Here is a 25,212-nt window from a genome sequence, read left to right on the forward strand (position 1 = left end):
GTTATCAATCTCCCTTCTTAACCAAAATGGTAGCGTATTTCACTCTGTCCACTACCTTTTGTATCAATTCGTATTTGTTGCAAGACACGTTCTTTCAACTCACGTACATGGCTGATGATCCCGATCATCCTGCCTTCACTTTCAACGGTTTCTAATGCTTCCATTGCCATTTCCAAGGCTTCTTCATCCAGTGAACCAAACCCTTCGTCAATAAACAATGCTTCGATCGTGATTCCACCAGCTTGCGCTTGAATCACTTCTGCCAAGGCTAAAGCTAATGATAATGCAGCAATAAAGCTTTCGCCTCCGGATAAAGTATGCGATCCTCTGGTCGTTCCTGCTTCATCATCGTACACGTTGATCTCCAGGCCAGTCTTTCCGCGGTAGCTACCAACTTCTTCATCTAATTCAAACTGATAGCGGCTTTTGGTCAATCGTATCAGATGTTCATTAGCGACTTGCAAGACTCCTTGTAAATAAACTTGCAAGACATAACGTTCAATGCTTGTTTTTTTAGGATTTTCGCCATTCATCGTCTGTGATAATTGTTGCAACTGGATCAATTCATCTAGTTGTTCCTGACTATTTTGATAACTTGTAGTAAATTCCATGATCACTTTCTGATTGGTTTTATACTCTTGTTGTAAGTGATAGATCAATTGTTGCTGCTCTTCAATGTGTTGTTTGATTTTTTCGATTCGTTCACTCAACACTGTCAAATCTTGGGATTTTTCATCATAAGTGACATGTTCCAATTGTTCTAAGCGAGTGGAAAGAACCAACTGTTTCGTTTGATACTCCTTGATCGTTGTTTTTCTATTTTCGTATGTGACTGTTTCTTTTAACAACGCTGCTATTGCTTCTTGCGAAGAAAAATCAGTGTGTTGCGCCAAGAAACTAGAGATTTTCCGTTGTTCTTTTTCATATTGAGCAGTTGTCTTTTCGATTTGTTCAGTCAACGCTTCGATTTTAGTCGTCAAAACAGCTGATTCTTGCTGGAGTTTCTCACCTTGGGCCATTTGCTCTTCCAATTCTTGCTTGCTCTTGCTCGACTGTTCGGCTAATTGTTCAGCTTCTTTTACTAAAGTATCAAGGTCTTCTGCTCCTAATTGTTGACTCAATCCTGCCATCTCACCTTGGAGTCGTTGGATTTTTTCATTATGGAGCATTTGTTGAGCTTTGATCTGTTCACTTTGTTCTTTGTTGCTGGCTAGTTCTTCCATGACCCTTACTTGTGCTTCTTCTGCTTTTTTGATTTCCTTTAAACGAGCATTGAGGGTTTTCTCTATTTCCGCCAACCCTTGAACAATATCTTCTTGGACATCTATTTGGAAGGTGGCTTTTAACTCTGTGTTCAAGTAAATTGCTTGTTGATCCAACTGTTGACTCGTTTCCACTTGTTGCTGGCTTAAGCGAGCAAGCTGTTGGTTGATTTCTTCGATTTCTGCTTCTTTTCGACCAATTTCTTGATGCGTTTTTTCGATCGATTGTTCTGCTTGGACCATTTTTTCTTCAAGCACAGCTAAGTTTTCCTGCACTGATTCACGATTATCCGGTGTCAATGGATGCTCCGTTGCACCACATACTGGGCAAGGTTCACCAGGTATCAATAGGGTTTGTAAATAAGTAATTTGTTGCTTTGCCCAGTCGCTTTTACATTGATTGAACTCGTGCGTTTGTTGTTCAAGTAATCGTTGTTTTTCTGCCAATTGCTCTGTTGATTGTTCAAAGTACTGATGATTTTTTACTAGTTCTTTGTCAAGGTGATCAAGGTGTTGCTGTTGTTCACAGTAACGTTCCCCTTCTAAACGTAAACGTTCATAAACCAACTGTTTTTCTTGTAGTTCCCCTTGGGTTGCTAAAACGGTTTGACTCGTTTGTTGTCTTTCTTGAAGGATCAATTGCTGATCTGCCAGTTGTTGGATTTCTTGCTGTAACTCACTGACTTTTTTTTCCATTACGGAAAGTTCCGATTGTTTTTCTCTGAAAGTATCGGCCACTGGGATCAATCGTTGCTTTTCTTGGAGCATTTGACTCATTTTTGCTATTTTTTGTTCGAGATTTTCTCGTACGTCCGCCTGTTCTTGCCATTTCTGTAAATCACTTGTCACCTTATTGCACGCAATAATTAGTTGCTGTTTCTCACTTTCCTGTGTGGTAAGTGATTCTTGGTATTCTTGGCTACGTTCAAGCGGGGTGCGCAATTGCTGAGCAACTTCATAATGAGAAATCCATCTTTGGTGCTCCTCGATCACTTGTTGTTGCTCATTGAGCACTTGTTGTTCTGCTAATAATTGTTGCTTTTCTTCATAAGCAGATTTTTGATTTTTCCCGTGGTAGTAATCCGTCTCGCTGATTTTTTGTTCCTCTTTCAGTTGCTCTAATACTTCTTGCTCTGAGGCGAGCCTTGTTGAAACTTGATCTTGATACTCTTTCCACTCATTGATCACTGTCTCAAAAGATTGTAGACCAGCCAGTTGCTTCTCCTCATAGGAACTAAATTGCCTTTGCAATAAGACTAATTCTTGCTCCAAATGATCCAGTTCTTTTTGCTTGTTCTTGGCTTTTTCTTTCAATTGTTCGGTGAATCGTTGAAAGAATTGTGTGCCGAATAAGTTACGTAAAACTGTTTCTTTTTCACTACTAGAGGAAATCAAGAAATTCCGAAATTCTCCTTGCGGCAGTAAGACGATCTGTGAAAATTGTTTCGCATCTAAATTCAATAGTTCTTTGATTTCTTGATCGACTTCACTACGTTTTGTTAATTGTCGAATTTCTTTTCCTTTTTCATCAAAGATCGTTAAACTGACTTTTGCCGCCTGTTTTCTCATGCCCTCACCCTTGCGTTTAGCTAACAATTGTTCAGGCTTACGTTCGACTTCATAACGCAACTGTTGATGTTCAAACGAAAAAAAGACACTCGTTTCGTCTTCTGGTGTCGCAAATAATGACCGCATCTCTTTGCCAGACCGCAACCTTCCAGATGTTTCTCCAAAAAGCGCATAAGTCATGCCATCAAAAATCGTTGTTTTGCCAGCCCCTGTTTTTCCTGTAATCAAAAACAAGGCCGCTTGGGTCAATTTTGAGAAATCAATCGTTTCATCGATAAAAGGGCCAAAATTTTTCAATCGTAACGTCTGTGGTTTCATACTTGATCATTCCGTTTCTGTGAGTTCTTGCAACGTTTCTTCTAACCAGCTCATTTGTTGTTCTGTCATCGGTTCATCCACCATTTCGGTAAAGAATGTTTCCGCGAGTTTCTTTGGTTGCTTGATTTCAAGTGTCTGTCGTTTGCTTGTGGAACGATGCCGTCCATTGACACGTTCGACACCAAGTATTCGAGGATAGATTGCTCGTAGTTGGTTCATCATGTTAGGAATAACTGCGCGATCTTTTAAATAAATCTGCAAATAATTTTCTCGGTTGATCGTATGGTAAAAACTTGGGTCTAATAATTCTTTAAAACTAGCAGTTACTTCAGCGATATCATACAAAGGTGTGATTTCTTGAAAATCCAACACCAAGGTGTCAGTTAGATCAACGATCCAAACACCTTTTTTCTGATTGATCTCTGAAAGTGAGAATTTAAGTGGCGAACCACTGTATCTAGCATTTTCTTGTTGCAAGGCTGCTTGATTATGGAGATGGCCTAAAGCGACATAATCAAATGGCTCCAATAAACTACCTGGAATCGCATCTAGTCCGCCCACTTCGATTTTTGTTTCTGAATCTGACTTCTTGCTCCCTGTCACAAAAAAGTGGCTGACCAGCACCTGTTTTTTTTCAGGATCAAAAGCGAGTTGCATCTGGTCAACTACTTTTTCCATTGCTTGTTGGACCGTGCGGATCGTATCATCTTCAAAATAACTTCTAGCAGAGATTGGTTCAAAATAAGGCAATAAGAAAAATTGAGTATTTTGATAGTCGATAGGTTGGAAAGCTTCAGCAAATCGGGTGTGTAAAAAGAATTTTGTTTGGCTGAACCATTCAGTTCCAGCAGATAATCGAACACTGCTATCATGGTTTCCTGAGATAGCGAAAATCGGGAATTTTTCGTTCAGGTTCCAGTCAATCATCAATCGATTGAATATCTCTACGGCTTCTACGGCCGGAATACTTCGATCATAGAGATCACCTGCAATAACGATCGCATCCACTTTTTCCTTTTTCGCAATCGTTAAAATCTCAGATAGTACATGTTCTTGCTCTTTAAGTAAATCGTAGCCCTGCAATTTTTTCCCTATATGCCAATCAGCTGTATGTAAAAAACGCATCTCATCACCTCAAAAAAATATCCTTCTTACTATTATAACACTTCCATCAAGGACATGACAGCTAGAATCACTTACAAAAAGGGAGTTTTATAACAAAAAAAGCGATAAAGAAGCGGTGTCTTAGACAATCCGTTTCTTTTATCGCTCATCGAATAAAGAACAATTATTCTGTTTCATTCTTTTTTATGATCTCATATTTAAAATCAGGATTTACTTCCTTGTCTAGTTTATCAAATGCGGCTTGTGTGCGTCGCTCGATTTCTGCCATTCCTTCCTTGTCAGTTTTTTTGATATCTGACAAGTCGATCGGTTCACCAAAGCGAACAATCACTCGTTTGCGTTTGAATAGATCACCTAACGTGAGAGGTCCTTGATACACAGCTGGAACGATTTTTACTTTGGCCATTTTGGCAATTAACGCCATTCCACCTTTCAACTCAGTCGCATGTCTTGTCCCACTTGGAAACATGATCAATCCTAGATCGGTTGATTTTAGAATCTTGACAGGTGTCTTGATCACACTTGGTCCCGGATTGTCTCTTTTGACTGGAAAAGCATTCGAACGTGTTAAAATGAATCGTAAAACAGGGTTTTTGAACAATTCTTCTTTCGCCATAAAACTAAACGATTTAGGTGATGCAGCAACAGCGAGATACAACGGGTCCCACCAAGTGCGGTGTGGTGCAACAAGTATGTAATTCTCGTCTTTTGGTAAGACTTCTTTATTTTCATAACGGGCATTGCCATTGATAACAGCTAAAATCACTTTAACGAGCCCGCGCATAAATCGATAAAACATATTCTCTTCCTTTCTTTGCTTCTCGTTCCTATAGTATGCCTAAAAAAGACTGATTTGACAAGTTCCCTTGGTTCTTTTGAACAAAAATAGTATACTACATACGATTAGTTTTTTCATTTGGAGGGAATTAGATGCTTCACGAACATGAACGTATTGACCAATTATATGCACAAGATATTAAGATTATCCAAAGTTCCCAAGTTTTTTCCTTTTCTTTAGATGCCGTATTGCTTGCTCATTTTGCTCGTGCGCCAAAAACCGGTCAAATCGTTGACCTTTGTTCGGGGAATGGTGCTGTCGGACTATTTTTAAGCAAACAAACACAGGCAAAGATCGATGCAATCGAACTACAGCCACGCTTAGCTGACATGGCTCGACGGAGCATTTCCTTGAATCATTTAGAACAACAAATGACCGTGCATACGATTGACTTAAAAGAAAGTTTATCGGTTGTCAGACACAACTCTTGTGACTTAGTCGTCTGTAACCCCCCTTACTTTAAAGGCTTACCTACAAACAAAAAAAATCCAAATGAGCATCTAGCAATTGCCCGACATGAGATCCATACAACGTTGGAAGAAGTGATCCAAATCTCCGGCAAGTTATTAAAAACAAATGGTCGCTTAGCTCTTGTACATCGCCCAGAACGTTTCCTAGAGATTTTGGCCCTTATGCAAACCTATCAGATTGCACCGAAACGTGTTCAGTTTGTTTATCCTAAAGTAGGCAAAGAAGCAAATATTTTATTGATTGAAGGAATCAAGCAAGGAAAAGCCGATGGTTTCAAAGTGTCTCCACCTTTATTTACCTATGATACGCAAGGTGAGTATACCCCTGAACTCCGTGAGATGCTTTATGGAGAATAACCATTACTTTTATGTGGTGCACTGCCAAGATAATACGTTCTATGGAGGATATACCACTGATTTGGCTCGTCGTTTACAAGAACATAATAATGGCACAGGTGCGAAATACACACGTTTGCAAAAAAGACGTCCTGTAAAAATGATCCATGCAGAAGGATACGCTACAAGAAGTGAAGCCACAAAAGCCGAAGCCGCGTTCAAAAAACAAACACGTCGGCAAAAAGAAACCTATTTGAAGACACACCCTTCTCTTTCTTTACCTGATCAAACGGAGTAAAAAAATTTTAGAGAAAAAGAATGCCTCAACGAAAGATTGGAGAACGATTTTCGTTGAGGCACTTTTTTATAAGAGTTATCCTACTGCTCAGGTCAAAACATTGCTGTCACAACCCCAGTTTTTATTCACTTACTTGAGTACTATCAGATAGAGTGTCGCTCGTACTAGTCGAAGCAGTCTCACTCGTTTTACTTGTCTCTGATTCTTTTGTTCCACCTAATAGTGCTTCACTGACTAGATGGATATAATTCAACATACCATCTGGATTTGGATGGACTTGATCGTCATAGAACCATTCACTGTGACCGTTACTATAACCGTACCAATCAATCACTGTCATGTTGTCATATTTCTTTTCCATTTCTGTGAGCATGGCGTTGACTTCATTTTGCCAGCGCTTCGTTGGTACGCGAACATTGACCCAGTAAACTTTACGATCCCCGATCGCGTTCATCAAGCTATCAAATTGCGCCTCAGAAAAAGAGCCATTTGTTCCTAACCCAATTAATACCGTATCTTTCAATAGATCCCTATTTTTCAATTCTTCGATATAAGGAAGGCTTGTGTAGAGTTGACGACCGACATCACCATCTACGACTACTTGCGGATATAGTTCTTTTAAATCTGCCGCAGCATCTAACATGACTGAATCACCAAATGCAGTCAGCTCTAGTTGTTGGGCTTTTTCCCCTTGCGCTTTGGTCAAATCATATTTATCCAAAATCGCTTGGTCAATAGGTGCTACATTATTGCCTTGATTATTCTGACTTTTTTCAGCTAGTTTTTTACTTTCAGCAATATTCTTTTGTAATTGCTCTTGGTCCGCTGTCACAGCATTTTTAGGTGCAGTGACGAACCCGACTAAGGCAATCGCTACGACTAAGGTTCCAGGGACCACCCATGGCTTTTTCCAACTAAAAATAGGTTTGGTGAACCAGCCTTTGACGACGCGAAACGTTTGGCTATAATCAAATCGTGCCAATGGACGTTCGATAAAGCGGTACGACAGTTCACTGATCAATAAAATCAATGTGATTTCAATGACCGTGTGTAACAACACATGATCAGCGATACCTGATACTTTCGCTTCGTAAAAAATCATTACCGGAAATTGGTACAAGTAGATCCCATAACTTCGTTTACCAATCCAACTAAAGACCGGATTCGTCAACCAGCGATTCAAGCTCGCACCGGGATGCGCTGTGACTGCCACAAGAACCATACATAAAAGACTGACTAAAAAGAACCCGCCATAATAGATAAAGCTCAAATGGTCATCTAAGAAAAAGAAAAAGAGGACCAAAATGATCAACGAACTAAAACCCGCTAAATTCAATACTTTCTTTGCTTGTTTAGGGATATTTTTCTTCAATCGCGTACTTGGCCAAACAAAAGCCAATGCACTCCCCATCCAAATCGAGAACAAGCGAGTATCTGTCCCATAATACACACGGGTAGGATCGCCATTTGGCGAGTACAACACCATCATCAAAATCGCTGAAGCAATGGCTGTGCCCATAATGACATAAAAAATATTTTTTTTCTTACGGACAAATACCATGAGTAATACAAAAATGATCGGCCAGATCAGATAGTTCTGCGCCTCTACTGCTAAGGACCAAATATGGGTAAATGGCGACTCATTTGCAAAACGATCAAAATAGGATAATCCATTATTGATCTGCCACCAGTTATTGACATAGAATAAACTGCTGAGTACAACGCCCCGAAGATTATTCAACAATCCTCGCTGGAATAGCGTAATATATGCTGATGCAGTAATAAGCAAGAAAACGAGCCCAGGATACAGTCGTTTCATTCGCCGAACGTAAAATTGCCAAATATTGATTTTTCCATTTTGTTCCCACTCTTGTCGTAAGAGATCGGTAATAAGATAACCTGAAACGACAAAAAATATCGGAACTCCGAGGTAACCACCCTTCATACTTGTTGGCAACAAGTGGTATAAAATAACCCCGATGACCGCTAATGAACGAATCCCATCGAAGCCCGTGATATACCGGCTATTTTTTAATCTTTTTTGTTTTTCCATTCAATATTCCAACTTTTCATAAACTTTTTTCATTCGTAATATACGTGCATTACCAAAAAATAGCAAGCAAAAACTTCATAAAAGTTGCCACTTTATACTATAATCCCATAGTTCATCAAAAAAGAACACATTTTTAAGTAACTTTAACAAAATTTCAAATATAACAAGTTGGCTAATTGTTGCTTGGATAGGGTTTCATTATTTTCTATTATTTTTCGTTGATGGGCGAGAAATAATTGAAAGATATCTACTCTTAACATGGATAAACATCTATGCTACTTAGTTGCAAGCACTCTGTCACTCCTTTTCTATGATCACTTTAAGATATATTCTTGCATATGTTTAGCAACCAAGCTAGGAGGAATTTTTTCTAACCAGTCTTGAACAGGTACATAGTCAAGGAAACTACCAATCGTCGTTAGGCCTACATCATCACTAGCCAATTCTACTAATCCAATTTGAATTGCATTGTGGCTATCTAAGATCAGGTTGATCATACTTCATAAATCTTATAAAAGAAGACGCCTATTGCCTGTTGAAATATCGATAGCATAAATGATTATTTTCAATTCCTTAATCGCAACAATCATTTCTGGTATTCTAGCGACAAGAAGATCAAAAAAACACAGCGATAACCATTCAAGTTATCCACTGTGTTTTATCTAACTAGTTTACTAAAATCTAAATCCCATCTTCATAAAAACGTCCGAGAATTTGAACATTTTCCGCAATACTGACAAATGCTTGCGGGTCAGAAGTTTTCATTGCTTCACGTAACAAAGGAAGCTCATAGCGAGTAACGATCGTCATTAAGACTGTTTGTTTATCGTGCTTGTACGCACCTTCTGCTTCATTGATGATCGTGATCCCACGACGCATACATTTTTGGATGGCTTCGATCACTGCTTCAGGATGTTTAGTCACGATCATGACTTGCATCTTTTTTTGTTTCGTATAGACGACATCCGTCACCTTACCACTCACAAAAATCGACAAAGCACTATAAAACATATACTGCCAGCCGAAGAGCAAGCCTGCTACGAAAACAATCAGTGCATTGAAATAAATGGAAATCGAACCGATGGATCGACCTGTTTTTTTACGGATCGTAATACTCACGATATCTAATCCGCCAGAAGACAACCCATTTTTTAATGCTAAACCAATACCAACCCCATTGACGGCACCACCGAATATCGCACAAATGATCGGATCGGTCGAAAGAATCGTTTGTGGCAAAAGATGGATACTAAGCGAGGTTAATGTCACAGTGATAAATGTAAAAATCGTAAATTTCTTTCCAAGTTTAAACCATGCTAAAAAGAATAATGGGATATTCAGCAAATACAACGTGGTTGAGACTGGAATTTCAAAACCAATCACTGATTTAGAAAGGGTCGTTAAGATTTGTGCAAGACCGGTTATCCCACTTGAATAGATGTTTCCTGGTTGATAAAAAAAGTTCAATGCAACTGAAGCAATCAGAGCATAGACGATCGACACCGAAAGTTTGGTCGTATAATCATGATACGCCCAATTTTCGAAAGTTTTTTTCATGAAAAAAGCCTCGCTTTATCTGGTATGCCCTTATTATATGATCTTTTAGAATATAATCAAGAGACTTCTTTGAAAAAAAGATTGGAAATTCCAATATAAGAGAAAAAAAGGTTGCTCCAGTGTCACTAGCACGAATCAATCGCGACTTATCAGTGACTCCTTCACAACCTCGGTATTCCTATGAAAATAACTTCTCTTTCTTATTTGTTATTCAACTTCTGTAACGTCGATGTTCAATTCAAATAATTGAAGATCAGAAACAGTACTTGGCGCATCACTCATGACATCAGCTGCTTTACCATTTTTAGGGAAAGCAATCACTTCACGGATGTTTTCTTCACCTGCAAGCAACATCACAAAGCGATCAAGTCCTAAAGCAATTCCTCCGTGTGGTGGGAAGCCATAGTCTAACGCACTTAATAAGAACCCGAATTGTTCTTCCATTTCTTCTTCAGAGAATCCTAGTGTTTTCAATACTTTCTCTTGCAATTCTCTCGTATGGATACGTAACGATCCACCACCTAATTCATAGCCGTTCAAGACGATGTCATACGCTTCTGCGTAGACTTTTGCCGGATCAGTTGCCAATAACTCGACATCGGATGCTTTAGGCATCGTAAACGGATGATGCGCGGAAACATAGCGGCCTTCTTCTGCTGAATATTCAAATTGTGGCCATTCTGTCACCCATAAGAAATTGAATTTTGATTCGTCGATCAAGTCTAATTCTTTTCCTAAGCGAGAACGAATCGCTCCAAGAGTGGCTGCAACGATTTCTTCTTTGTCTGCACCAAACAATAAAATATCCCCAACTTCAGCGTTTGTTGCTTGGATCAATGCTTCAGATGCCTCGCCCATAAATTTCGCAATAGGCCCTTTCAAACCATCTTCTTCTACTTTTAACCAAGCTAGTCCTTTTGCGCCAAACTGAGTGGCATATTGTCCAAGATTATCTAAATCTTTACGTGAATACTTGCTTGCTGCATTTTTCGCATTCAGCGCTTTGACCACTCCGCCATTTTCAAGTGCCATTTGGAAGACTTTAAATTCAACGTCTTTCACAACCGTGCTCAAGTCGATCAATTCCATGTCAAAACGTGTATCAGGTTTGTCACTTCCATAACGGCTCATTGCTTCATCATACGTCATACGAGGGAATGGCAAAGTGACTTCGATGCCACGTACGTCTTTCATCACTTTAGCAATCAAACCTTCTGTATACGTTTGGATTTCTTCAGCGGTCAAGAACGTTGTTTCGATATCGACTTGCGTAAATTCTGGTTGACGATCGCCACGTAAATCTTCATCACGGAAGCAACGAACGATTTGATAGTAACGATCAAATCCAGCATTCATCAATAATTGTTTGAATAGTTGTGGTGATTGTGGCAATGCGTAGAAATGCCCTGCATGGATACGTGAAGGAACTAAGTAATCTCTCGCGCCTTCTGGTGTTGATTTGCCCAAATAAGGTGTTTCAATATCCAAGAAATCATGGTCATCCAAGTAATGACGGATTGCTTTCGTTGTGTCGTTGCGCAATTTGATATTTTTCGTCATTTTTGGACGACGTAAATCAAGATAACGATACTTCAAACGAATCTCATCACTGATCGTTTGTTCATCCTCAATCAAGAAAGGTGGTGTTTTGGCTTGATTCAAGATAATGATTTCATCCGCGATAATCTCAAATTCACCCGTTGCCATTTTAGGATTGATTGCCAATTCATCCCGATTTTTTACTGTACCTGTCACTTCAATGACATATTCACTACGGCATTTATCTGCGATTTCCCATGCTTCTTTATTGATTTCTGGATTAAAGACAAGTTGAACAATCCCTTCACGATCACGTAAATCGATAAAGATCACGCCACCTAAGTCACGTCTTTTTTGTACCCAACCTTTTAATGTAACTGTTTGTCCTAACTGCTTTTCTGAAACCAGTCCACAGTAAACTGTTCGTTGTGCCATCATTTTTCCTCCTGTTCAGTAGATAATGTCATTTCATCATAGACTTTATCAAAGTGGTCATAAATATCTTCTAGTGCAAAGCTTTTCTCTGTACGATTAGCCATTGATTTGACGTTGATCGTTTGATTTGCTAGTTCATCCGCACCAATCACTAAAACCAACTTCGCATCGGCTTTGTCTGCTGTCTTAAATTGTGCTTTGGCTTTACGTCCCATAAAATCACGATCTGCGGAAAAACCAAAATCACGGATTGCTTGAACGATTTTCAACGCTTCGATATTTGTTTCTTCGCCTAGTGCCACCACATAGGCATCTAATGTATTCATTACAGGAACAGCTACTTCTTCTGCCTCCATCGTTAATAAAATACGTTCGATCCCCATCGCAAAACCAAATCCTGGTGTCGCTGGTCCGCCTAGTTCTTCCACTAAGTTATCGTAACGTCCTCCAGCACAGATCGTTGCTTGTGCGCCCATTTTAGGCGCGTCACTCATCACTTCAAAAATCGTATGCGTATAATAATCCAATCCACGAACCATGTTGCTGTCGATTTCGTAAGGCACATCTAACGCATCCAACATGGCAATCACTGTTTCAAAATGCGCTTTGGCTTTTTCACTTAAATAATCTAAGATCGATGGCGCTTCTGCGACAAATTTTTGATCACGTTTATCTTTGCTGTCTAATACACGCAAAGGATTTTCGTGTAAGCGACGTTGTGAATCTTCACTTAATTCAGCTTCGAATGGGACAAGATAATCGATCAACGCTTGGCGATAGGCTTGACGTGTTTCTTGATCCCCTAAAGAGTTGATCACTAAGCGGATTTGACTGATCCCAAGTTGTTTGAAGAAGTCTAAGGCCATCACCATGCTTTCAACATCTGTCGCAGGATTTTCAGAGCCGAATGCTTCGACACCGATTTGGTGAAATTGACGTAAGCGGCCTTTTTGAGGACGCTCATAACGAAACATTGGTCCCATATAAAATGTTTTGTAAGGTTTTGTGTATTCTGGTCCAAATAATTTGTTTTCAACAAACGAACGAACGATTGGCGCAGTTCCTTCTGGACGAAGCGTAACATGACGCTCGCCTTTGTCATAAAAATCATACATTTCTTTTGAAACGATATCCGTCGTATCGCCTACACTACGAGCGATCACTTCATAATGCTCAAAAATCGGCGTGCGGATCTCATTATATTGGTAATCTTTGAATAATAAACGGGCAGTTTCTTCCACAAATTGCCATTTTTCGGATTCTCCAGGTAAAATATCATTTGTTCCTTTTGGTCTTTGGAAGTTCATCTTTTTCTCTCCTTTTCTTCACACTATGTAGTCAATGCAAACAAAAAACACCCTTGTTCGCCATGAACAAGGGTGAATGATTATTTCATACACGGTACCACCTATATTTGAAAGATTGCTCTTTCCTCTCACGATTAACGCTCGTCTACGGGACGGCTTTGCACGCGTCCATCTCCAGAGTGTCTTTCAGAAACTACTTGTTTTAGATCGCTCTCAGCCACGACGATCCTCTCTTATAAAGCCTTTAGTTACTTACTCGCTCTTTCATCGATATTTAGATATTAATTATAACCTACTAAAAACACAGCTTAAAGTCAAGTATATTCTTGTTGATTTCTTTTTCAAAGTCTTTTTGATTCAGCTTTTGTTCTTTTTGATTTAGACTAAATAAAAAAGGAGGTAGAAAAATGTCAGAAGTAAAAATTGGTCATTCTCAAGTATATGCCGAAGCAATCGGCTTAGGTGCAAATGCAGTCGGAGGACATAATCTGTTTTCTGGATTAGCGGATGAAACCGGAAAAGAAGTTGTCAGAGCCGCCTTAGATAATGGCTTGAACCTCATCGATACTGCTTATATTTATGGCGAAGGTCGTTCGGAACAATTGATTGGAGAAGTCTTGCAAGAACCGGCTTATGAGCGTTCCCGCATCATCATTGCCACCAAAGCAGCTCATCTCCCAGATCAACCAAAAAAATTTGATAATTCTCCTGAATTTTTGAAAAAATCAGTTGATGAAGCTTTAGAACGTTTGCAGACAGATTACATCGATATTTTTTATATCCATTTTCCAGACGAAGAGACACCTAAAAACGAGGCAGTTGCCGCTTTACACGAACTGAAAGAAGCGGGGAAAATCCGTGCCATCGGTGTATCGAATTTCACTTTAGAGCAATTGAAAGAAGCCAATCAAGACGGCTATATCGATATCGTACAAGATCAATTCAGTTTGATCCATCGCACAGCGGAAAAAGAATTATTCCCTTACCTCGAAGCTAACGAGATTGGTTTTGTGCCTTATTTCCCACTTGCTTCAGGTTTATTGACTGGCAAGTATGATCTAGAAAGTCCAAAACATTTTTCTGAAGATGATCCTAGAAAGAACAAACCAAACTTTCAAGGTGAACGATATGAACAAATCATCACAGCGGTCGATCAACTCAAACCGCTTGCTGAAAAGTACCAAGCAACTACTGCTCAATTAGTCTTAGCTTGGTATATCGCGCACCCGCGGATTTCATTTGTCATTCCTGGCGCAAAGAAACCCGAACAAGTCGCAGATAATGCCAAAGCTTTGGATATTCACTTATCTTTAGAAGATGCTCAAACAATCGATCAGCTATTCCGAGAGTTTAAATAATACTCAAAAACAACCATCGAGTGAAAATGCGGTGGTTGTTTTTTTTATTATGTACAAGATGTTTCAGCATAATCCTAGCTCCTTTTTCATTTCGTCATGCGAGACGCTTTCATCAAATTTCTGATGATCCTTCATCGCTTCATTATAGATTGCCAAGTCAATTTGTCTTTCTAACGTACCTAATATCATCGTTCTGGCTAATTCCGATATCGTCAGTCCGTTCAAATCAGCCATTGCCAACATCAATGCTTTTTCTTTCTCTGATACATGAATTGTAACTTCGCTCATTCTTTTATACCTCCTGTATATTTTTATAGAACGAGGTCGGGAGAGAAGGAGTCCACTACCTAAGAGGCTACTTCTCTTCCCTCTACCTAATCGATTCAAATACGTACCCCATGCTGAAAGTCCACGTTATTCTTTATACAATAATCCTCGGCTATTCGGATAAGTCGGAAATTGATTGAATGGAATCGTCCAATCTTGTTCTGGCACAGCAAAGGCAAAACGATTCACTAATTGATCGGAAAAGACGCGTAAACTATGCAACGTGATCCATTCACCTGCGCATCGGTGCATTTTTCGGAAGTCACCGCCACCTTGCGCAATCATCTCATACTCTTCTTCATAAGAGATTTTTTTCGCTTTACCAATATACCGTTTGATCAAAAATGCCTCTGGTGAATCCACTGTCCGTTCATCATGATTTGTTCCATACAAATCTAAAATCACCCAGCTGTCTTTAGGAATGCGGTAACCATCTACTTCTACATCTTGCAAAGCAAATGCCGGTAACATGGGGAAAAATGGATAGTATCGACGCATCTCCTGAATAAAAGGATCTTGTAACTCCGTAAAATCATTTTTCAGTTGTTGATAGAGATCTGGTCGGCTGAAAAGAGCATGCCCCATCAATGCCGCCCATACGGTCAATGCCACAGTCGGCCGTATGATATTCAACAGTTCTACCGCAGCAATATCCAATGGTAAGAGATTTCCCTTAAGATCGGTCGCATTCGCAAAAGCATAGAGCGCTACATTTTCTTTTCCGGCTACTGGATTTTCTCGTGCTTCTTCTAACAACTCTTGCGCCCATTTTTCTGATTTTTTTCGATTCTCTACTCCTTTAAAATGATCGATCGGCGAAGTGACTGTCCCACTGATCATAGAGATCTGATAATCTGCCAGTTGGTTGATCTCTTCTTCTGAATAATCCGCTAAGTTGATTCCCGACCACTCACATATAGCGGTAAAAAGTACTTTTTTACTCAGGTCAAATAACTCAAAAGTACCATGTTGTTGTTCCAATTCATGTGCCAATACTCGATCCAATATTTGATGATAGTCTTCCATTCGCTCTGGCGTCATCAAATCCATAAAAATTGCTTTACGGTGATGATGTTCCGCGCCATCTAAAGACTGCACACCGTCCTTTCCAAACAATGTTTTTTGGACCATTTTAGGCATTGCACCTTCTCGTTTGAAATTTCTTGGATCATAAAAACGCTTCGCTGCCTCTTCTCCGTAGATGATCACAGCTTCCTTATTGAATATCTTTGCTTTCACAACAGGTGATTGGGCTTCTTCTCTTAGCTTTCCAAGCATTTTGTAGCCCTCGTTATAGTATTTTTTGATTTCGGTCATTTTGATATCGACCACGGGAATTTCTTGCATGTTTTTTGCTCCTCCTAATAAATAACTTTAGATATTATTAGGATACTCCTTGTACAATAAAACTGACAAAAGAAGTGTTTGAGACGGAACTATACCATTTATTCCTCTTGCGCTGCCTAATCCCAAATAAACGGCTTCCTCATAACTCATTCACATTAAATAAGATTTCATTATAACGTTCTGTAGCTCTGTCACTCACTTGTCCTTTTTCACAAAAAGATAATTTCCTTAACTTAGGCACCACTCTTTCCACTCGAATCATTCCTTCGTCTAATTGGGAAGCCAGCGCATGTAGTGCTTCTTTAAATCGCACGTCTTTTCTAGCGTATTTGTAAAAAGATAGAACATAGACATAATAAAATAAATTGTAACTTCTAAATGGGTATTCTACTTGCATGAATAGTGTCCCAATCCCATGATGACAAGGTCCAATCGGTTTTTTTATCGTCCAATGAGTCAATAAAAATTCCACTGCTTGGTCCAACCGCTCATCAATGTTGATCCATTCGGAGAAACGAAAAGCATCTAAAACTGTTAAGGTCGTCATAGGTGTAGAAAATTCAGTTTCAGGACCTTTGCAATAACTATACTTATTGCACTTCCATCCGCCATCATCTTCTTGAGTCGCTAGAAAATAATCGAATGTCTTTTTGAGTCTCTTGTCTGTTGCATGTTCCAAATAACACAATGTTCGAAGTGCAGCAGCCGTATGGCAGGGGTAGATCGCACCCTTTGGCGAAACTTTGAATCGTCCATCTTTCCGCCATGCTTCAAATATCAAATTCGCCGTTTCTTGCATGACCTTTTCTCCAGGTAAAACACCGGCATCTAAAAGATACAACGGGCATTCTAACGTAGTAAAAGGGGCGCCTTTGATCAACTTTTTATCTGGTGTTGCCCAGTAATCAAAGCCATTATCGTAGCGATGAGAAAAGATTTCGTCTATCGTTGCTTGATTCTTATTAGCCATTGGCAAGCACCTCCTATCCTCTATTTTAACTTATCTACATACTCCTGACGAACAAAAACAGAAAGCGCATTCTCAAATTGAAAACATAGCAAACAAAAATAAGCCTGATTTTGAAATATTCCATCAAAATCAGACTTGTTCTTTTTATAAAAATCATTTGTTTTGAGAATCGATGATGATCGTCACTGGCCCATCATTGACCAGAGACACAGCCATATCTGCGCCAAATTCGCCTGTTTCCACTGTGATTCCTCGTTGTCTTAGCCCATCATTAAAGGCTTCGTATAAAGGAATCGCTGTTTCCGGGCGAGCCGCTGCGATAAAACTTGGGCGATTGCCCTTTTTTGTATCTGCAAAAAGCGTGAACTGAGAAATACTCAACAGCGCTCCTTTGACATCTTCAATACTTAGATTCATTTTTCCTTGTTCATCTTCAAAGATACGCATCTGGGCAATTTTTTTGATCAAATAATCGACGTCTGTTTGCGTATCTGTTTCATGAACACCTAGTAAAATCAACAAACCATGATCGATACGCCCCACTTCTCGTTCGTTGATCGACACAGCTGCTTGACTCACTCGTTGGATCACTGCGCGCAAGGTACTACCTCCTAGCCATTCATCCGGCGTACGCTATATACATCCGGTACGGTCTTGATTTTATCGACAATACTTTTTAGGTGAGACAAGTTACGTATCCCTACTGTCAAATGGATTGTCGCCATTTTGTCTTTATTCGTTCGTGCTTCGACACTGTTTAGATTTTTAGTCATCGCATTCACTGTTTGCAAGACGTCATTTAACATGCCCGAACGATTATAGCCATAGATCTCTAAATCAGCATCATACTCTTTGTTCGTATTTGAAGTGTCTTCCCATTCCACGTCAATCAAACGTTCTTCCACATTTGGCTTATCTGGTTGGACATTCGGACAGTCTTTACGGTGGATCGAGATACCACGTCCTTTGGTGATATAGCCCACGATGTCATCCCCTGGTACAGGATTACAACAACGGCTGATCCGGATCAACAAGTTTTCAACACCTTGGATGACGACGCCACCTTCATGACGAACCTTCATTTTTTCAGGCTCTTTTTTAGGTTGATTCATCAACTCTTCTGCTTCTTGTTTTTGTTGCTCGATTTTTTGTTCTTTCCGCTCTTTTTCAGTCAAGCGATTAGCCATCGTCAATGGACTTACTTCGCCATAACCAATCGCAGCATACATATCTTCTTCTGTTTGAAAATTCAAGCGTTCTAATGCGTCGTGTAATTTATTTTTTGAAAGAATCTCCTTTGGTACAAAACCAAGATCCATAATACACTTCACTAAAGCTTCATGGCCCTTCGTCACATTTTCGTCTCGATCTTGCCCTTTGAAGAAACGCTTGATTTTATTTCTTGCTTTACTTGTGGCTACTAATTTCAGCCAATCACGACTTGGTCCAAATGAATTTGGCGAAGTCAGAATCTCGATGATATCACCATTCTTCAATTTGTAATCTAATTGGACCATTTTCCCATTGATTTTGGCACCAGTCGTTTTGTTCCCGATATCTGTATGGATGCTATAAGCAAAGTCTAACGGTCCTGATCCTTTAGGAAGTTCAGTCACATCGCCTTTAGGAGTGAACACATAGACTTTATCACTAAAGATATCGCCTTTCACACCCTCCATGAATTCAGAAGCATCGTAACTTTCATCTTGCAATTCGATGATCTCATGGAACCAACTTAACTGTTTTGTCATCCCATCTGGTTCGACTTTGTCGCCTTTTCCTTCTTTATATGCCCAGTGAGCAGCTACCCCAAACTCAGCGATTTCGTGCATTTCTTGGGTACGGATCTGGATCTCGACAGGGTTGCCAGCTGGTCCGATAACAGTCGTATGCAACGATTGATACATATTCGCTTTAGGCATCGCGATATAATCTTTGAATCTACCTGGCATCGGTTTCCATTTCGTATGGATCGCTCCTAGTACTGCATAACAATCTTTGATCGAATCCACGATCACTCGGATTGCTAGTAGATCGTAGATTTCATTGAACTGCTTCTTTTGGTCTTTCATCTTACGGTAAATCGAATAGATGTGTTTCGGGCGACCATAGATCTCTGCAAAAATCCCCAATTCTTCCGTTGCTAAACGGATATCCTCCACTGTACCACTGACGTAATTTTCACGTTCTTCTCGTTTTGTTTGCATCAAGTGGACGATTCGATAATATTGCTTCGGATTGAGATAACGCAGCGCCGTATCCTCTAATTCCCATTTGATCCGGCTGATCCCTAAACGATGAGCAAGCGGTGCGTATATTTCCAATGTTTCTTGCGCAATGCGTCGTTGTTTATCTTCCCGCAAATGCTTTAACGTACGCATGTTATGTAAACGATCGGCTAACTTCACCATGATTACACGTAAATCTTGAGCCATAGCTAATAACATTTTGCGATGATTTTCCGCTAGTTGTTCTTCGTGGGATTTATATTTGATTTTACCTAACTTCGTCACTCCGTCCACCAACATTGCCACGTCGTTCCCGAAGGCTTCTCTTAAATCTTCTAAGGTTACTTCTGTATCTTCTACCACATCATGTAAAAAACCAGTGGCAACCGTGTGGGGGTCCATCCGTAGATCTGCAAGAATCCCTGCAACTTGGATCGGATGGATGATATAAGGTTCCCCTGATTTACGAAATTGTCCCTCATGGGCAGTGGTTGCGTAGTCACATGCTTTTTGCACGAAAGCGACATGTTCAGGTCCCATGTATTGGCTAACCATCTTAATGACGTCAGGGCCCGTTAATATTTCTTCTTTTGGCATGGGAAACATCCCCCTTTCTATTCATAATCAAAACAGATATTTTTTATCGTGAGAAAGCACTTTTTTATAGCTTAGGATTAAATAATTGTTCTTATTATACCGATTGTGTCAATGATTTTCAATTCCGTACAAAAGGAAAAATGCCCCTTCACTTTGAGGGATCAAGAAAACAGAAAAAGTCATTCATTTGTTTTGTAGAGGATCGCTACCCCTGACGATCAACTCGCCTATTACTTGCTAGGTACTTGTAATTCAAGTTGAAAACTTGCAGCACTTAACAAATACAATGGGGCAGTTTCTGTTCGTAGGATTCTTGGACCAAGGCCACAAAGAATGCCACCTTGTGCTTCAAAATAAGCAACTTCTTTTGGAGATAACCCGCCTTCTGGGCCAAACACTGCAAGGATCCGAGTACCTGGTAAAACAGATTGAAGTATTTTGGCTAAATTAGCAGCTTCCCCTTGTTTTGCTGATTCTTCATATGCAATCAGAAGGACATCATACGAACTGAGTGTCGTATAAAATTCCTTTTCTGTCTCCATTAAAGATACTTGCGGTACGACTTGGCGATGCGACTGCTCCGCCGCTTCCTGTGCAATCTTGATCAATCGTTCTTGCCGCTTTTTGCGTTTTTTGGCATCCCATTTGACGACAGAAGCTGCAGCAGGAAATCCCACAAACCCGTGAGCGCCTAGTTCTGTGCCTTTTTGTACGATCCAATCCAACTTATCCCCTTTAGGATATCCGCTAGCAATCGTGATCTTGCATGGTAATTCTTTTTGAACACTTTCTTTCGCCACTTCGACTAAGAAAACTTCATTCTCGTTCATTTCATTGATTTCTGCAATGATCGCAATCTGGTCGTTGAAGGCTAAATAGACCTGATCTTTCACTGCCATTCGCATGACTCTTACCATATGGTGATAGGCTTCACCCTCTATTACAAAACGCTCTTGTGGTCGATAAGGCTCATCTAGAAAATATCGTTGCATTTAATCCACCTCAGGCTTTTTTAGCATAATGGCATACCAATCTTTTTGTTGGAACACTTGGTCGACAACAAAACCTTGTTCTTCCATCGCTGCAAGAACCATTTCTTTCTTCTCTTCAATGATTCCAGAAACGATCAACGTCCCAGTTTGTTTTAGTAAACGCCACGCATCAGGGATCATCAACAAAATGATATCTGCCAAAATATTAGCCACGATCACATCGCTCTCGATCTCGATACCTTTTAATAGGTCATTAGCTGACACGTGCACATCTTTTGCTACTTCATTTAGATCCATATTTTCTTTTGCTGAACGCACTGCCACTTCATCGAGATCATACGCATAGACTTCTTTTGCTCCTAAATGCTTCGCCGCAATACTCAACACTCCGGAACCAGTACCGACATCTAAAAGCGTTTCTCCACCTCGCAAGGTCGACTCCAGTGCTTGTAATGTCAAAGAAGTCGTTGGATGTGTCCCTGTTCCGAACGCCATCCCTGGATCTAATGTAATGATTTTTTCTAATGGATCATTCGTTTGGTAACTTTCCCAACTTGGTACGACAGTTAGTAGACGTGTGATCCGAACCGGATGATAATATTTTTTCCAAGCCGTTGCCCAATTGCTTTCTTCGACTTCACTCACCGTCACAATGTTCTTACCGATCGCTAATCCAAATTCGGGTAATTTTGTCACACGTTCTTTGATAAAAGGTAAAATTTCCGGTAAAAAGATCGTTTCAGGGAAATAAGCCATCACAATGGCACCCTCTTCAATCGTTGTAAAATCTTCTTTTGTCAGGATTTCTCCATAAGGATCAGATTTAAAATTTTCGACGTCCAATGAATCTTCGATCGCGACACCACTCGCTCCTGCTTCCATTAAAATATTTGCGACTGCTTCAACCGCTTCACTCGCCGTTTCGATTTTGACTTCATTCCATTTCATATACGTTGCTCCTTAATAACTAGGATAAGGTAAGTATGTCTCTTTACCATTTTGCTGATTTTCTTCGACTAAACGTGCGAATTCATGGTTGTCCCATTTCAATTCAAAGACAGCTGAGTCGTCTTCTGCATCTAAAAAATCTAACAAGTCGCTTTGACCTTGTGCTAAAACATCATTCAAGTAGTCAATCAAAGCATCAGCTACAGAACTCGCTAAACCTTTCTTACCTTCATAGGGAATCGCCGCAAGATAATCTTGCTCATCAAATGTTGATTTTTCTGGGTTGAATAACAAGACACCATCTTCAAATTCAATAATATCTTCCTCTGAGACAACACCTTGGGCATCATCTAATTCAAAATGTGCTTGATTTTCTGCAAATAAACGTACCACGATCTCAATCGTATGATTTTTTGTGTCCCAATCTAACGCCACATCATAGTCTGTAATTTTCTTTTCGATGGCTGTATCAAGGTAATCCAATATTGTTGTTTTCTTCATTTTGTTTCCTCCAACCCCAGTCTTCATCGACTTGGTTCTTTTTTTGTAATGAAAGATACGGATTTCCAGCAACGACAAAACGCAATGGTTTTTCCGTCCATTCTCCTTTATTCGGTATGCCTATTCTCGGCAACGCCAAGATTTTTTTAGGTAGCCGTTTTTTCTCAAAAACCAAACGCAACGAGCTATCACGAATCGACTGTCCATATAAATCTGGTGATAGACCTAAGGCTGCCACTAATTTCCCCGGACCATTACTAATATCAGGACCCGCCTTCCCTTTGCGATTCAGACTCATTTGCTCAATCCCCTCTACAGGCTCAATGGCACGGATCATCACTCCTTGTGGTACTCCTTCAGGTTGCGTGATGATATTTAAAATCAAGTGCGTGTGCATCGTGTAGAGATAGATCGTTCCTGGTTCTTCATACATCGCGCGTACTCGTGGTGTACGCCGCATACCATAACTGTGTGCAGCCAGATCTTCCGGACCTAAATAAGCTTCTGCATCTACGATATACCCGCCTAATATCCCATTGGGCGTTTCGTATTCCAAATACATGCCTAATAAATCTCTTGCAACTTCTGCCGTTGTTTTATTTAATAAAAGTTCATCTAATTGTTTTTGATTTGTCATTTGCTTCACCACCTTTATCATACACAATATTAGGCAAAGAAGCTATGAAAAAAGCGGGTCAACGAGTTTGCGATTTCCATGGTTAAACTAGCGAAAACTATTTCTAGTTCCTCTCCCTATTCTGACTATTCCCTCGCCTTTCGTGACCCTTTATCCTGTGGGATATGTTATAATAAACGAACGAATAATCCAAAGGAGGCAGACTGATGCAACAACCATTAGCCTATCGGATGCGTCCGAAAAATATCGATGAAGTCGTTGGCCAACGCCATTTAGTTGGTGAAGGTAAGATCATTCGCCGTATGGTTGATGCAGAAATGTTATCTTCCATGATTTTATATGGACCACCCGGCACAGGAAAGACAAGTATCGCTAGTGCCATTGCTGGCTCAACTAATTTTGCGTTTCGGATGTTGAATGCCGCGACCGATTCTAAAAAAGATCTACAAGTTGTCGCCGAAGAAGCTAGAATGAGTGGCACTGTGATTCTTTTACTTGATGAAGTCCATCGATTAGATAAAACAAAGCAAGATTTTTTACTTCCACATTTAGAAAACGGTCGTATCATCTTGATTGGGGCAACCACTGAAAATCCTTATATCACAATTAATCCAGCAATCCGTAGTCGGACACAGATTTTTGAGGTAAAACCGTTAGACGAAGAAGACATCCAAACAGCCATTCATCGTGCATTATCCGATAAAGAAAATGGCTTAGGAGAATCATCGATCGAAATAGATGAAAATGCCTTGCTCCATTTGTCTCGTGCCACCAACGGCGATTTGAGAAGCGCACTTAATGGCTTAGAACTTGCTGTACGTTCCACTAAAAAACAAGAAGACGGCACGATCCATCTCACCCTCGCTATTATCGAAGAATGTATCCAGCGAAAAGCATTGACTCATGATAAAAATGGAGATGCTCACTATGATGTGATCTCCGCATTTCAAAAATCCATTCGTGGGAGCGACGTGGATGCTGCATTACATTACTTGGCGCGTTTAGTCGAGGCTGGGGATTTAGCAAGTATTTGTCGTCGCCTGATGGTGATTGGCTACGAAGATATTGGCTTAGGCAACCCTGCTGCTGCGGCTCGAACAGTCAACGCTGTGCTAGCTGCCGAACGTTTAGGTCTACCAGAAGGTCGTATCCCTTTAGCTGATGCAGTCGTCGATCTTTGCCTTTCACCAAAATCCAATTCTGCCTATACCGCATTAGATACAGCCATTGCAGACATAAGAGCAGGAAAGGCAGGTGAAGTTCCTGATCACTTAAAAGATAGCCATTATCAAGGTGCCAAGTCATTGAATCGAGGTGTAGACTATCAATATCCTCATAGCTACGAAAATGCTTGGGTCGATCAACAATATCTACCTGATAAACTGAAACATACACAGTATTATCAACCTAAAAATACTGGGAAGTACGAACAAGCCTTAGGACAGCAATATCAGCGCATTAAAGAATGGCAGAAAAAAACACAATAACCATCGTCATTGAAAGCGTTCAAAATTATTGAGCGCCCACATTGCTCTTTTTAAATCCATGTGCTACTATAGAAGTGGGAAATCTGTGATGTTCGAATTGTCCTCTTTGTGTGTTGACCGAACATTTTTATTGATATCTTGGGACCTGTCTTGTGTCACAGCTGGTAACATGCCTTATCATTTGGTAGTTCGATGCGACGACCATGGGACCCACCTGCTTGAATTCGCGGGATCAATACTACAGGACAAACAACGGCATTAACGGAGATTACCATTTTTTTACCTATTAAGAGGCAGTACCGATTTATCGGTGCTGTCTCTTTTATGGTATGATTGGTTTTAGAAAAAGTAGGAGTGGATACAATGATTCGTTTATTGATGGCGATTGCCGCCTTATTGCTATTATTTGTCAGTTATTACTTATTTAAAAAACAAACGATTTTTTTCGTTCTTATCGAACAGAATAAAAAGAATCAAGATTTTCTAAGTATTTTCGGTTCGATCTACGCGTTTTTAGGACTTCTAGGACTCGTTGTCGTAGCAATCAATCATCGGTTTTTTGCATTACTTTATTTAGTCATCGTAATTGCTGTTGCCTCTGTCTTCAGCATCGGTTTTGCCAAAAAAATGACGAAACCTGACAGTAAATAATTCTCATTTCTTTAAATTTGCTTTACAATAGAATTGTAAACCAAGTATCTTTTTTGAAGGAG

The 25,212-nt window shown here is 40.0% G+C and carries 22 protein-coding genes, 1 other RNA gene and 1 other annotated feature; of the genes, 6 read left to right on the top strand and 17 right to left on the bottom strand.

All coding sequences use genetic code 11. The features are described from left to right. Positions 1-17: 17 nt before the first annotated feature. From IGJ39_RS12090 to IGJ39_RS12100, 3 genes are all read right to left on the bottom strand, one after another. Positions 18-3,149 (bottom strand): AAA family ATPase, encoded by a 3,132-nt coding sequence (locus IGJ39_RS12090; RefSeq protein WP_019723018.1) that lies wholly within the window; start codon positions 3,147-3,149, stop codon positions 18-20. A gap of 6 nt (positions 3,150-3,155) precedes the next feature. Then, a complete protein-coding gene (locus IGJ39_RS12095; protein ID WP_019723019.1) occupies positions 3,156-4,274 on the bottom strand; it encodes an exonuclease SbcCD subunit D in 1,119 nt (372 codons plus the stop codon). 163 nt (positions 4,275-4,437) lie between these two features. Continuing rightward, positions 4,438-5,073, bottom strand: a complete 636-nt coding sequence (locus IGJ39_RS12100; RefSeq protein ID WP_010734236.1) for a lysophospholipid acyltransferase family protein — start codon at positions 5,071-5,073, stop codon at positions 4,438-4,440. A 131-nt stretch (positions 5,074-5,204) separates the two neighbouring features. Between IGJ39_RS12100 and IGJ39_RS12105 the strand changes: the two genes are divergently transcribed. Together IGJ39_RS12105 and IGJ39_RS12110 are read left to right on the top strand one after the other, a co-directional pair. Continuing rightward, on the top strand, positions 5,205-5,939 hold the full coding sequence (locus IGJ39_RS12105; RefSeq protein WP_019723020.1) for a tRNA1(Val) (adenine(37)-N6)-methyltransferase: 735 nt from the start codon (positions 5,205-5,207) through the stop codon (positions 5,937-5,939). Further along, a complete protein-coding gene (locus IGJ39_RS12110; protein WP_019723021.1) occupies positions 5,929-6,216 on the top strand; it encodes a GIY-YIG nuclease family protein in 288 nt (95 codons plus the stop codon). The genes IGJ39_RS12105 and IGJ39_RS12110 overlap by 11 nt, the downstream gene beginning before the upstream one ends. A 121-nt stretch (positions 6,217-6,337) precedes the next feature. Here IGJ39_RS12110 and IGJ39_RS12115 read toward each other — a convergent pair whose 3' ends face one another. From IGJ39_RS12115 to hisS, 5 genes are all read right to left on the bottom strand, one after another. Further along, positions 6,338-8,269 (bottom strand): acyltransferase family protein, encoded by a 1,932-nt coding sequence (locus tag IGJ39_RS12115; protein WP_195475558.1) that lies wholly within the window; start codon positions 8,267-8,269, stop codon positions 6,338-6,340. A 314-nt stretch (positions 8,270-8,583) separates the two neighbouring features. Next, complete coding sequence (locus IGJ39_RS12120; RefSeq protein WP_019723871.1) at positions 8,584-8,766, bottom strand: hypothetical protein; 183 nt, start codon at positions 8,764-8,766, stop codon at positions 8,584-8,586. 184 nt (positions 8,767-8,950) lie between these two features. Continuing rightward, positions 8,951-9,826, bottom strand: coding sequence for a YitT family protein (locus IGJ39_RS12125; protein WP_019723872.1), 876 nt, complete (start codon positions 9,824-9,826; stop codon positions 8,951-8,953). Positions 9,827-10,033: 207 nt separating this feature from the next. After that, positions 10,034-11,800 (bottom strand): aspartate--tRNA ligase, encoded by a 1,767-nt coding sequence (gene aspS / locus IGJ39_RS12130; protein ID WP_019723873.1) that lies wholly within the window; start codon positions 11,798-11,800, stop codon positions 10,034-10,036. Next, positions 11,800-13,107, bottom strand: coding sequence for a histidine--tRNA ligase (gene hisS, locus IGJ39_RS12135; RefSeq protein WP_019723874.1), 1,308 nt, complete (start codon positions 13,105-13,107; stop codon positions 11,800-11,802). Before hisS ends, aspS begins: the two co-directional genes overlap by 1 nt. Before the next feature lie 65 nt (positions 13,108-13,172). Further along, positions 13,173-13,384 (bottom strand) — a binding site (T-box leader). A 130-nt stretch (positions 13,385-13,514) separates the two neighbouring features. Here hisS and IGJ39_RS12140 point away from each other — a divergent pair. After that, positions 13,515-14,465: an aldo/keto reductase gene (locus tag IGJ39_RS12140; protein ID WP_019723875.1), complete on the top strand. Its 951-nt coding sequence runs from the start codon at positions 13,515-13,517 to the stop codon at positions 14,463-14,465. Between the two features lie 63 nt (positions 14,466-14,528). Here IGJ39_RS12140 and relB read toward each other — a convergent pair whose 3' ends face one another. The 9 genes from relB to IGJ39_RS12185 form a co-directional block, all read right to left on the bottom strand. Next, positions 14,529-14,753 (bottom strand): type II toxin-antitoxin system RelB family antitoxin, encoded by a 225-nt coding sequence (gene relB / locus IGJ39_RS12145; protein ID WP_430607987.1) that lies wholly within the window; start codon positions 14,751-14,753, stop codon positions 14,529-14,531. 126 nt (positions 14,754-14,879) lie between these two features. After that, positions 14,880-16,139 (bottom strand): cytochrome P450, encoded by a 1,260-nt coding sequence (locus IGJ39_RS12150; RefSeq protein WP_019723452.1) that lies wholly within the window; start codon positions 16,137-16,139, stop codon positions 14,880-14,882. Between the two features lie 139 nt (positions 16,140-16,278). Then, positions 16,279-17,109 (bottom strand): hypothetical protein, encoded by an 831-nt coding sequence (locus IGJ39_RS12155; protein ID WP_019723451.1) that lies wholly within the window; start codon positions 17,107-17,109, stop codon positions 16,279-16,281. 153 nt (positions 17,110-17,262) lie between these two features. Continuing rightward, positions 17,263-17,709 (bottom strand): D-aminoacyl-tRNA deacylase, encoded by a 447-nt coding sequence (dtd, locus tag IGJ39_RS12160; protein WP_019723450.1) that lies wholly within the window; start codon positions 17,707-17,709, stop codon positions 17,263-17,265. A gap of 11 nt (positions 17,710-17,720) precedes the next feature. After that, a complete protein-coding gene (locus IGJ39_RS12165) occupies positions 17,721-19,934 on the bottom strand; it encodes a RelA/SpoT family protein (RefSeq protein ID WP_010734222.1) in 2,214 nt (737 codons plus the stop codon). Positions 19,935-20,164: 230 nt separating this feature from the next. After that, a complete protein-coding gene (locus IGJ39_RS12170) occupies positions 20,165-20,926 on the bottom strand; it encodes a 16S rRNA (uracil(1498)-N(3))-methyltransferase (protein ID WP_438764844.1) in 762 nt (253 codons plus the stop codon). Next, positions 20,927-21,874 (bottom strand): 50S ribosomal protein L11 methyltransferase, encoded by a 948-nt coding sequence (gene prmA / locus IGJ39_RS12175; RefSeq protein ID WP_086335196.1) that lies wholly within the window; start codon positions 21,872-21,874, stop codon positions 20,927-20,929. It abuts the gene before it with no gap. A 12-nt stretch (positions 21,875-21,886) separates the two neighbouring features. Beyond that, complete coding sequence (locus tag IGJ39_RS12180; RefSeq protein ID WP_104872321.1) at positions 21,887-22,375, bottom strand: DUF3013 family protein; 489 nt, start codon at positions 22,373-22,375, stop codon at positions 21,887-21,889. After that, positions 22,344-23,012: a DNA-3-methyladenine glycosylase gene (locus IGJ39_RS12185; protein WP_104872320.1), complete on the bottom strand. Its 669-nt coding sequence runs from the start codon at positions 23,010-23,012 to the stop codon at positions 22,344-22,346. Before IGJ39_RS12185 ends, IGJ39_RS12180 begins: the two co-directional genes overlap by 32 nt. Positions 23,013-23,218: 206 nt before the next feature. On the opposite strand from IGJ39_RS12185, the gene IGJ39_RS12190 reads away from it, so the two are divergent. The 3 genes from IGJ39_RS12190 (at position 23,219) to IGJ39_RS12200 (ending at position 25,150) form a co-directional block, all read left to right on the top strand. Then, positions 23,219-24,499, top strand: coding sequence for a replication-associated recombination protein A (locus tag IGJ39_RS12190; protein ID WP_438764847.1), 1,281 nt, complete (start codon positions 23,219-23,221; stop codon positions 24,497-24,499). Between the two features lie 77 nt (positions 24,500-24,576). Then, positions 24,577-24,771, top strand: a non-coding RNA gene (gene ssrS, locus IGJ39_RS12195) — 6S RNA. Positions 24,772-24,862: 91 nt separating this feature from the next. After that, positions 24,863-25,150, top strand: coding sequence for a hypothetical protein (locus tag IGJ39_RS12200; protein ID WP_010734216.1), 288 nt, complete (start codon positions 24,863-24,865; stop codon positions 25,148-25,150). Positions 25,151-25,212 lie beyond the last annotated feature (62 nt).

It is taken from the genome of Enterococcus sp. AZ140, from assembly GCF_051714405.1.
Lineage (GTDB): Bacteria > Bacillota > Bacilli > Lactobacillales > Enterococcaceae > Enterococcus_B > Enterococcus_B pernyi.

Bases quoted from the DNA above. Each gene is read 5' to 3' on its own strand.
- IGJ39_RS12090 (WP_019723018.1), bottom strand. From the start codon at position 3,149: ATGAAACCACAGACGTTACGATTGAAAAATTTTGGCCCTTTTATCGAT.
- IGJ39_RS12095 (WP_019723019.1), bottom strand. From the start codon at position 4,274: ATGCGTTTTTTACATACAGCTGATTGGCATATAGGGAAAAAATTGCAG.
- IGJ39_RS12100 (WP_010734236.1), bottom strand. From the start codon at position 5,073: ATGTTTTATCGATTTATGCGCGGGCTCGTTAAAGTGATTTTAGCTGTT.
- IGJ39_RS12105 (WP_019723020.1), top strand. From the start codon at position 5,205: ATGCTTCACGAACATGAACGTATTGACCAATTATATGCACAAGATATT.
- IGJ39_RS12110 (WP_019723021.1), top strand. From the start codon at position 5,929: ATGGAGAATAACCATTACTTTTATGTGGTGCACTGCCAAGATAATACG.
- IGJ39_RS12115 (WP_195475558.1), bottom strand. From the start codon at position 8,269: ATGGAAAAACAAAAAAGATTAAAAAATAGCCGGTATATCACGGGCTTC.
- IGJ39_RS12120 (WP_019723871.1), bottom strand. From the start codon at position 8,766: ATGATCAACCTGATCTTAGATAGCCACAATGCAATTCAAATTGGATTA.
- IGJ39_RS12125 (WP_019723872.1), bottom strand. From the start codon at position 9,826: ATGAAAAAAACTTTCGAAAATTGGGCGTATCATGATTATACGACCAAA.
- aspS (WP_019723873.1), bottom strand. From the start codon at position 11,800: ATGGCACAACGAACAGTTTACTGTGGACTGGTTTCAGAAAAGCAGTTA.
- hisS (WP_019723874.1), bottom strand. From the start codon at position 13,107: ATGAACTTCCAAAGACCAAAAGGAACAAATGATATTTTACCTGGAGAA.
- IGJ39_RS12140 (WP_019723875.1), top strand. From the start codon at position 13,515: ATGTCAGAAGTAAAAATTGGTCATTCTCAAGTATATGCCGAAGCAATC.
- relB (WP_430607987.1), bottom strand. From the start codon at position 14,753: ATGAGCGAAGTTACAATTCATGTATCAGAGAAAGAAAAAGCATTGATG.
- IGJ39_RS12150 (WP_019723452.1), bottom strand. From the start codon at position 16,139: ATGCAAGAAATTCCCGTGGTCGATATCAAAATGACCGAAATCAAAAAA.
- IGJ39_RS12155 (WP_019723451.1), bottom strand. From the start codon at position 17,109: ATGGCTAATAAGAATCAAGCAACGATAGACGAAATCTTTTCTCATCGC.
- IGJ39_RS12165 (WP_010734222.1), bottom strand. From the start codon at position 19,934: ATGCCAAAAGAAGAAATATTAACGGGCCCTGACGTCATTAAGATGGTT.
- IGJ39_RS12170 (WP_438764844.1), bottom strand. From the start codon at position 20,926: ATGCAACGATATTTTCTAGATGAGCCTTATCGACCACAAGAGCGTTTT.
- prmA (WP_086335196.1), bottom strand. From the start codon at position 21,874: ATGAAATGGAATGAAGTCAAAATCGAAACGGCGAGTGAAGCGGTTGAA.
- IGJ39_RS12180 (WP_104872321.1), bottom strand. From the start codon at position 22,375: ATGAAGAAAACAACAATATTGGATTACCTTGATACAGCCATCGAAAAG.
- IGJ39_RS12185 (WP_104872320.1), bottom strand. From the start codon at position 23,012: ATGACAAATCAAAAACAATTAGATGAACTTTTATTAAATAAAACAACG.
- IGJ39_RS12190 (WP_438764847.1), top strand. From the start codon at position 23,219: ATGCAACAACCATTAGCCTATCGGATGCGTCCGAAAAATATCGATGAA.
- IGJ39_RS12200 (WP_010734216.1), top strand. From the start codon at position 24,863: ATGATTCGTTTATTGATGGCGATTGCCGCCTTATTGCTATTATTTGTC.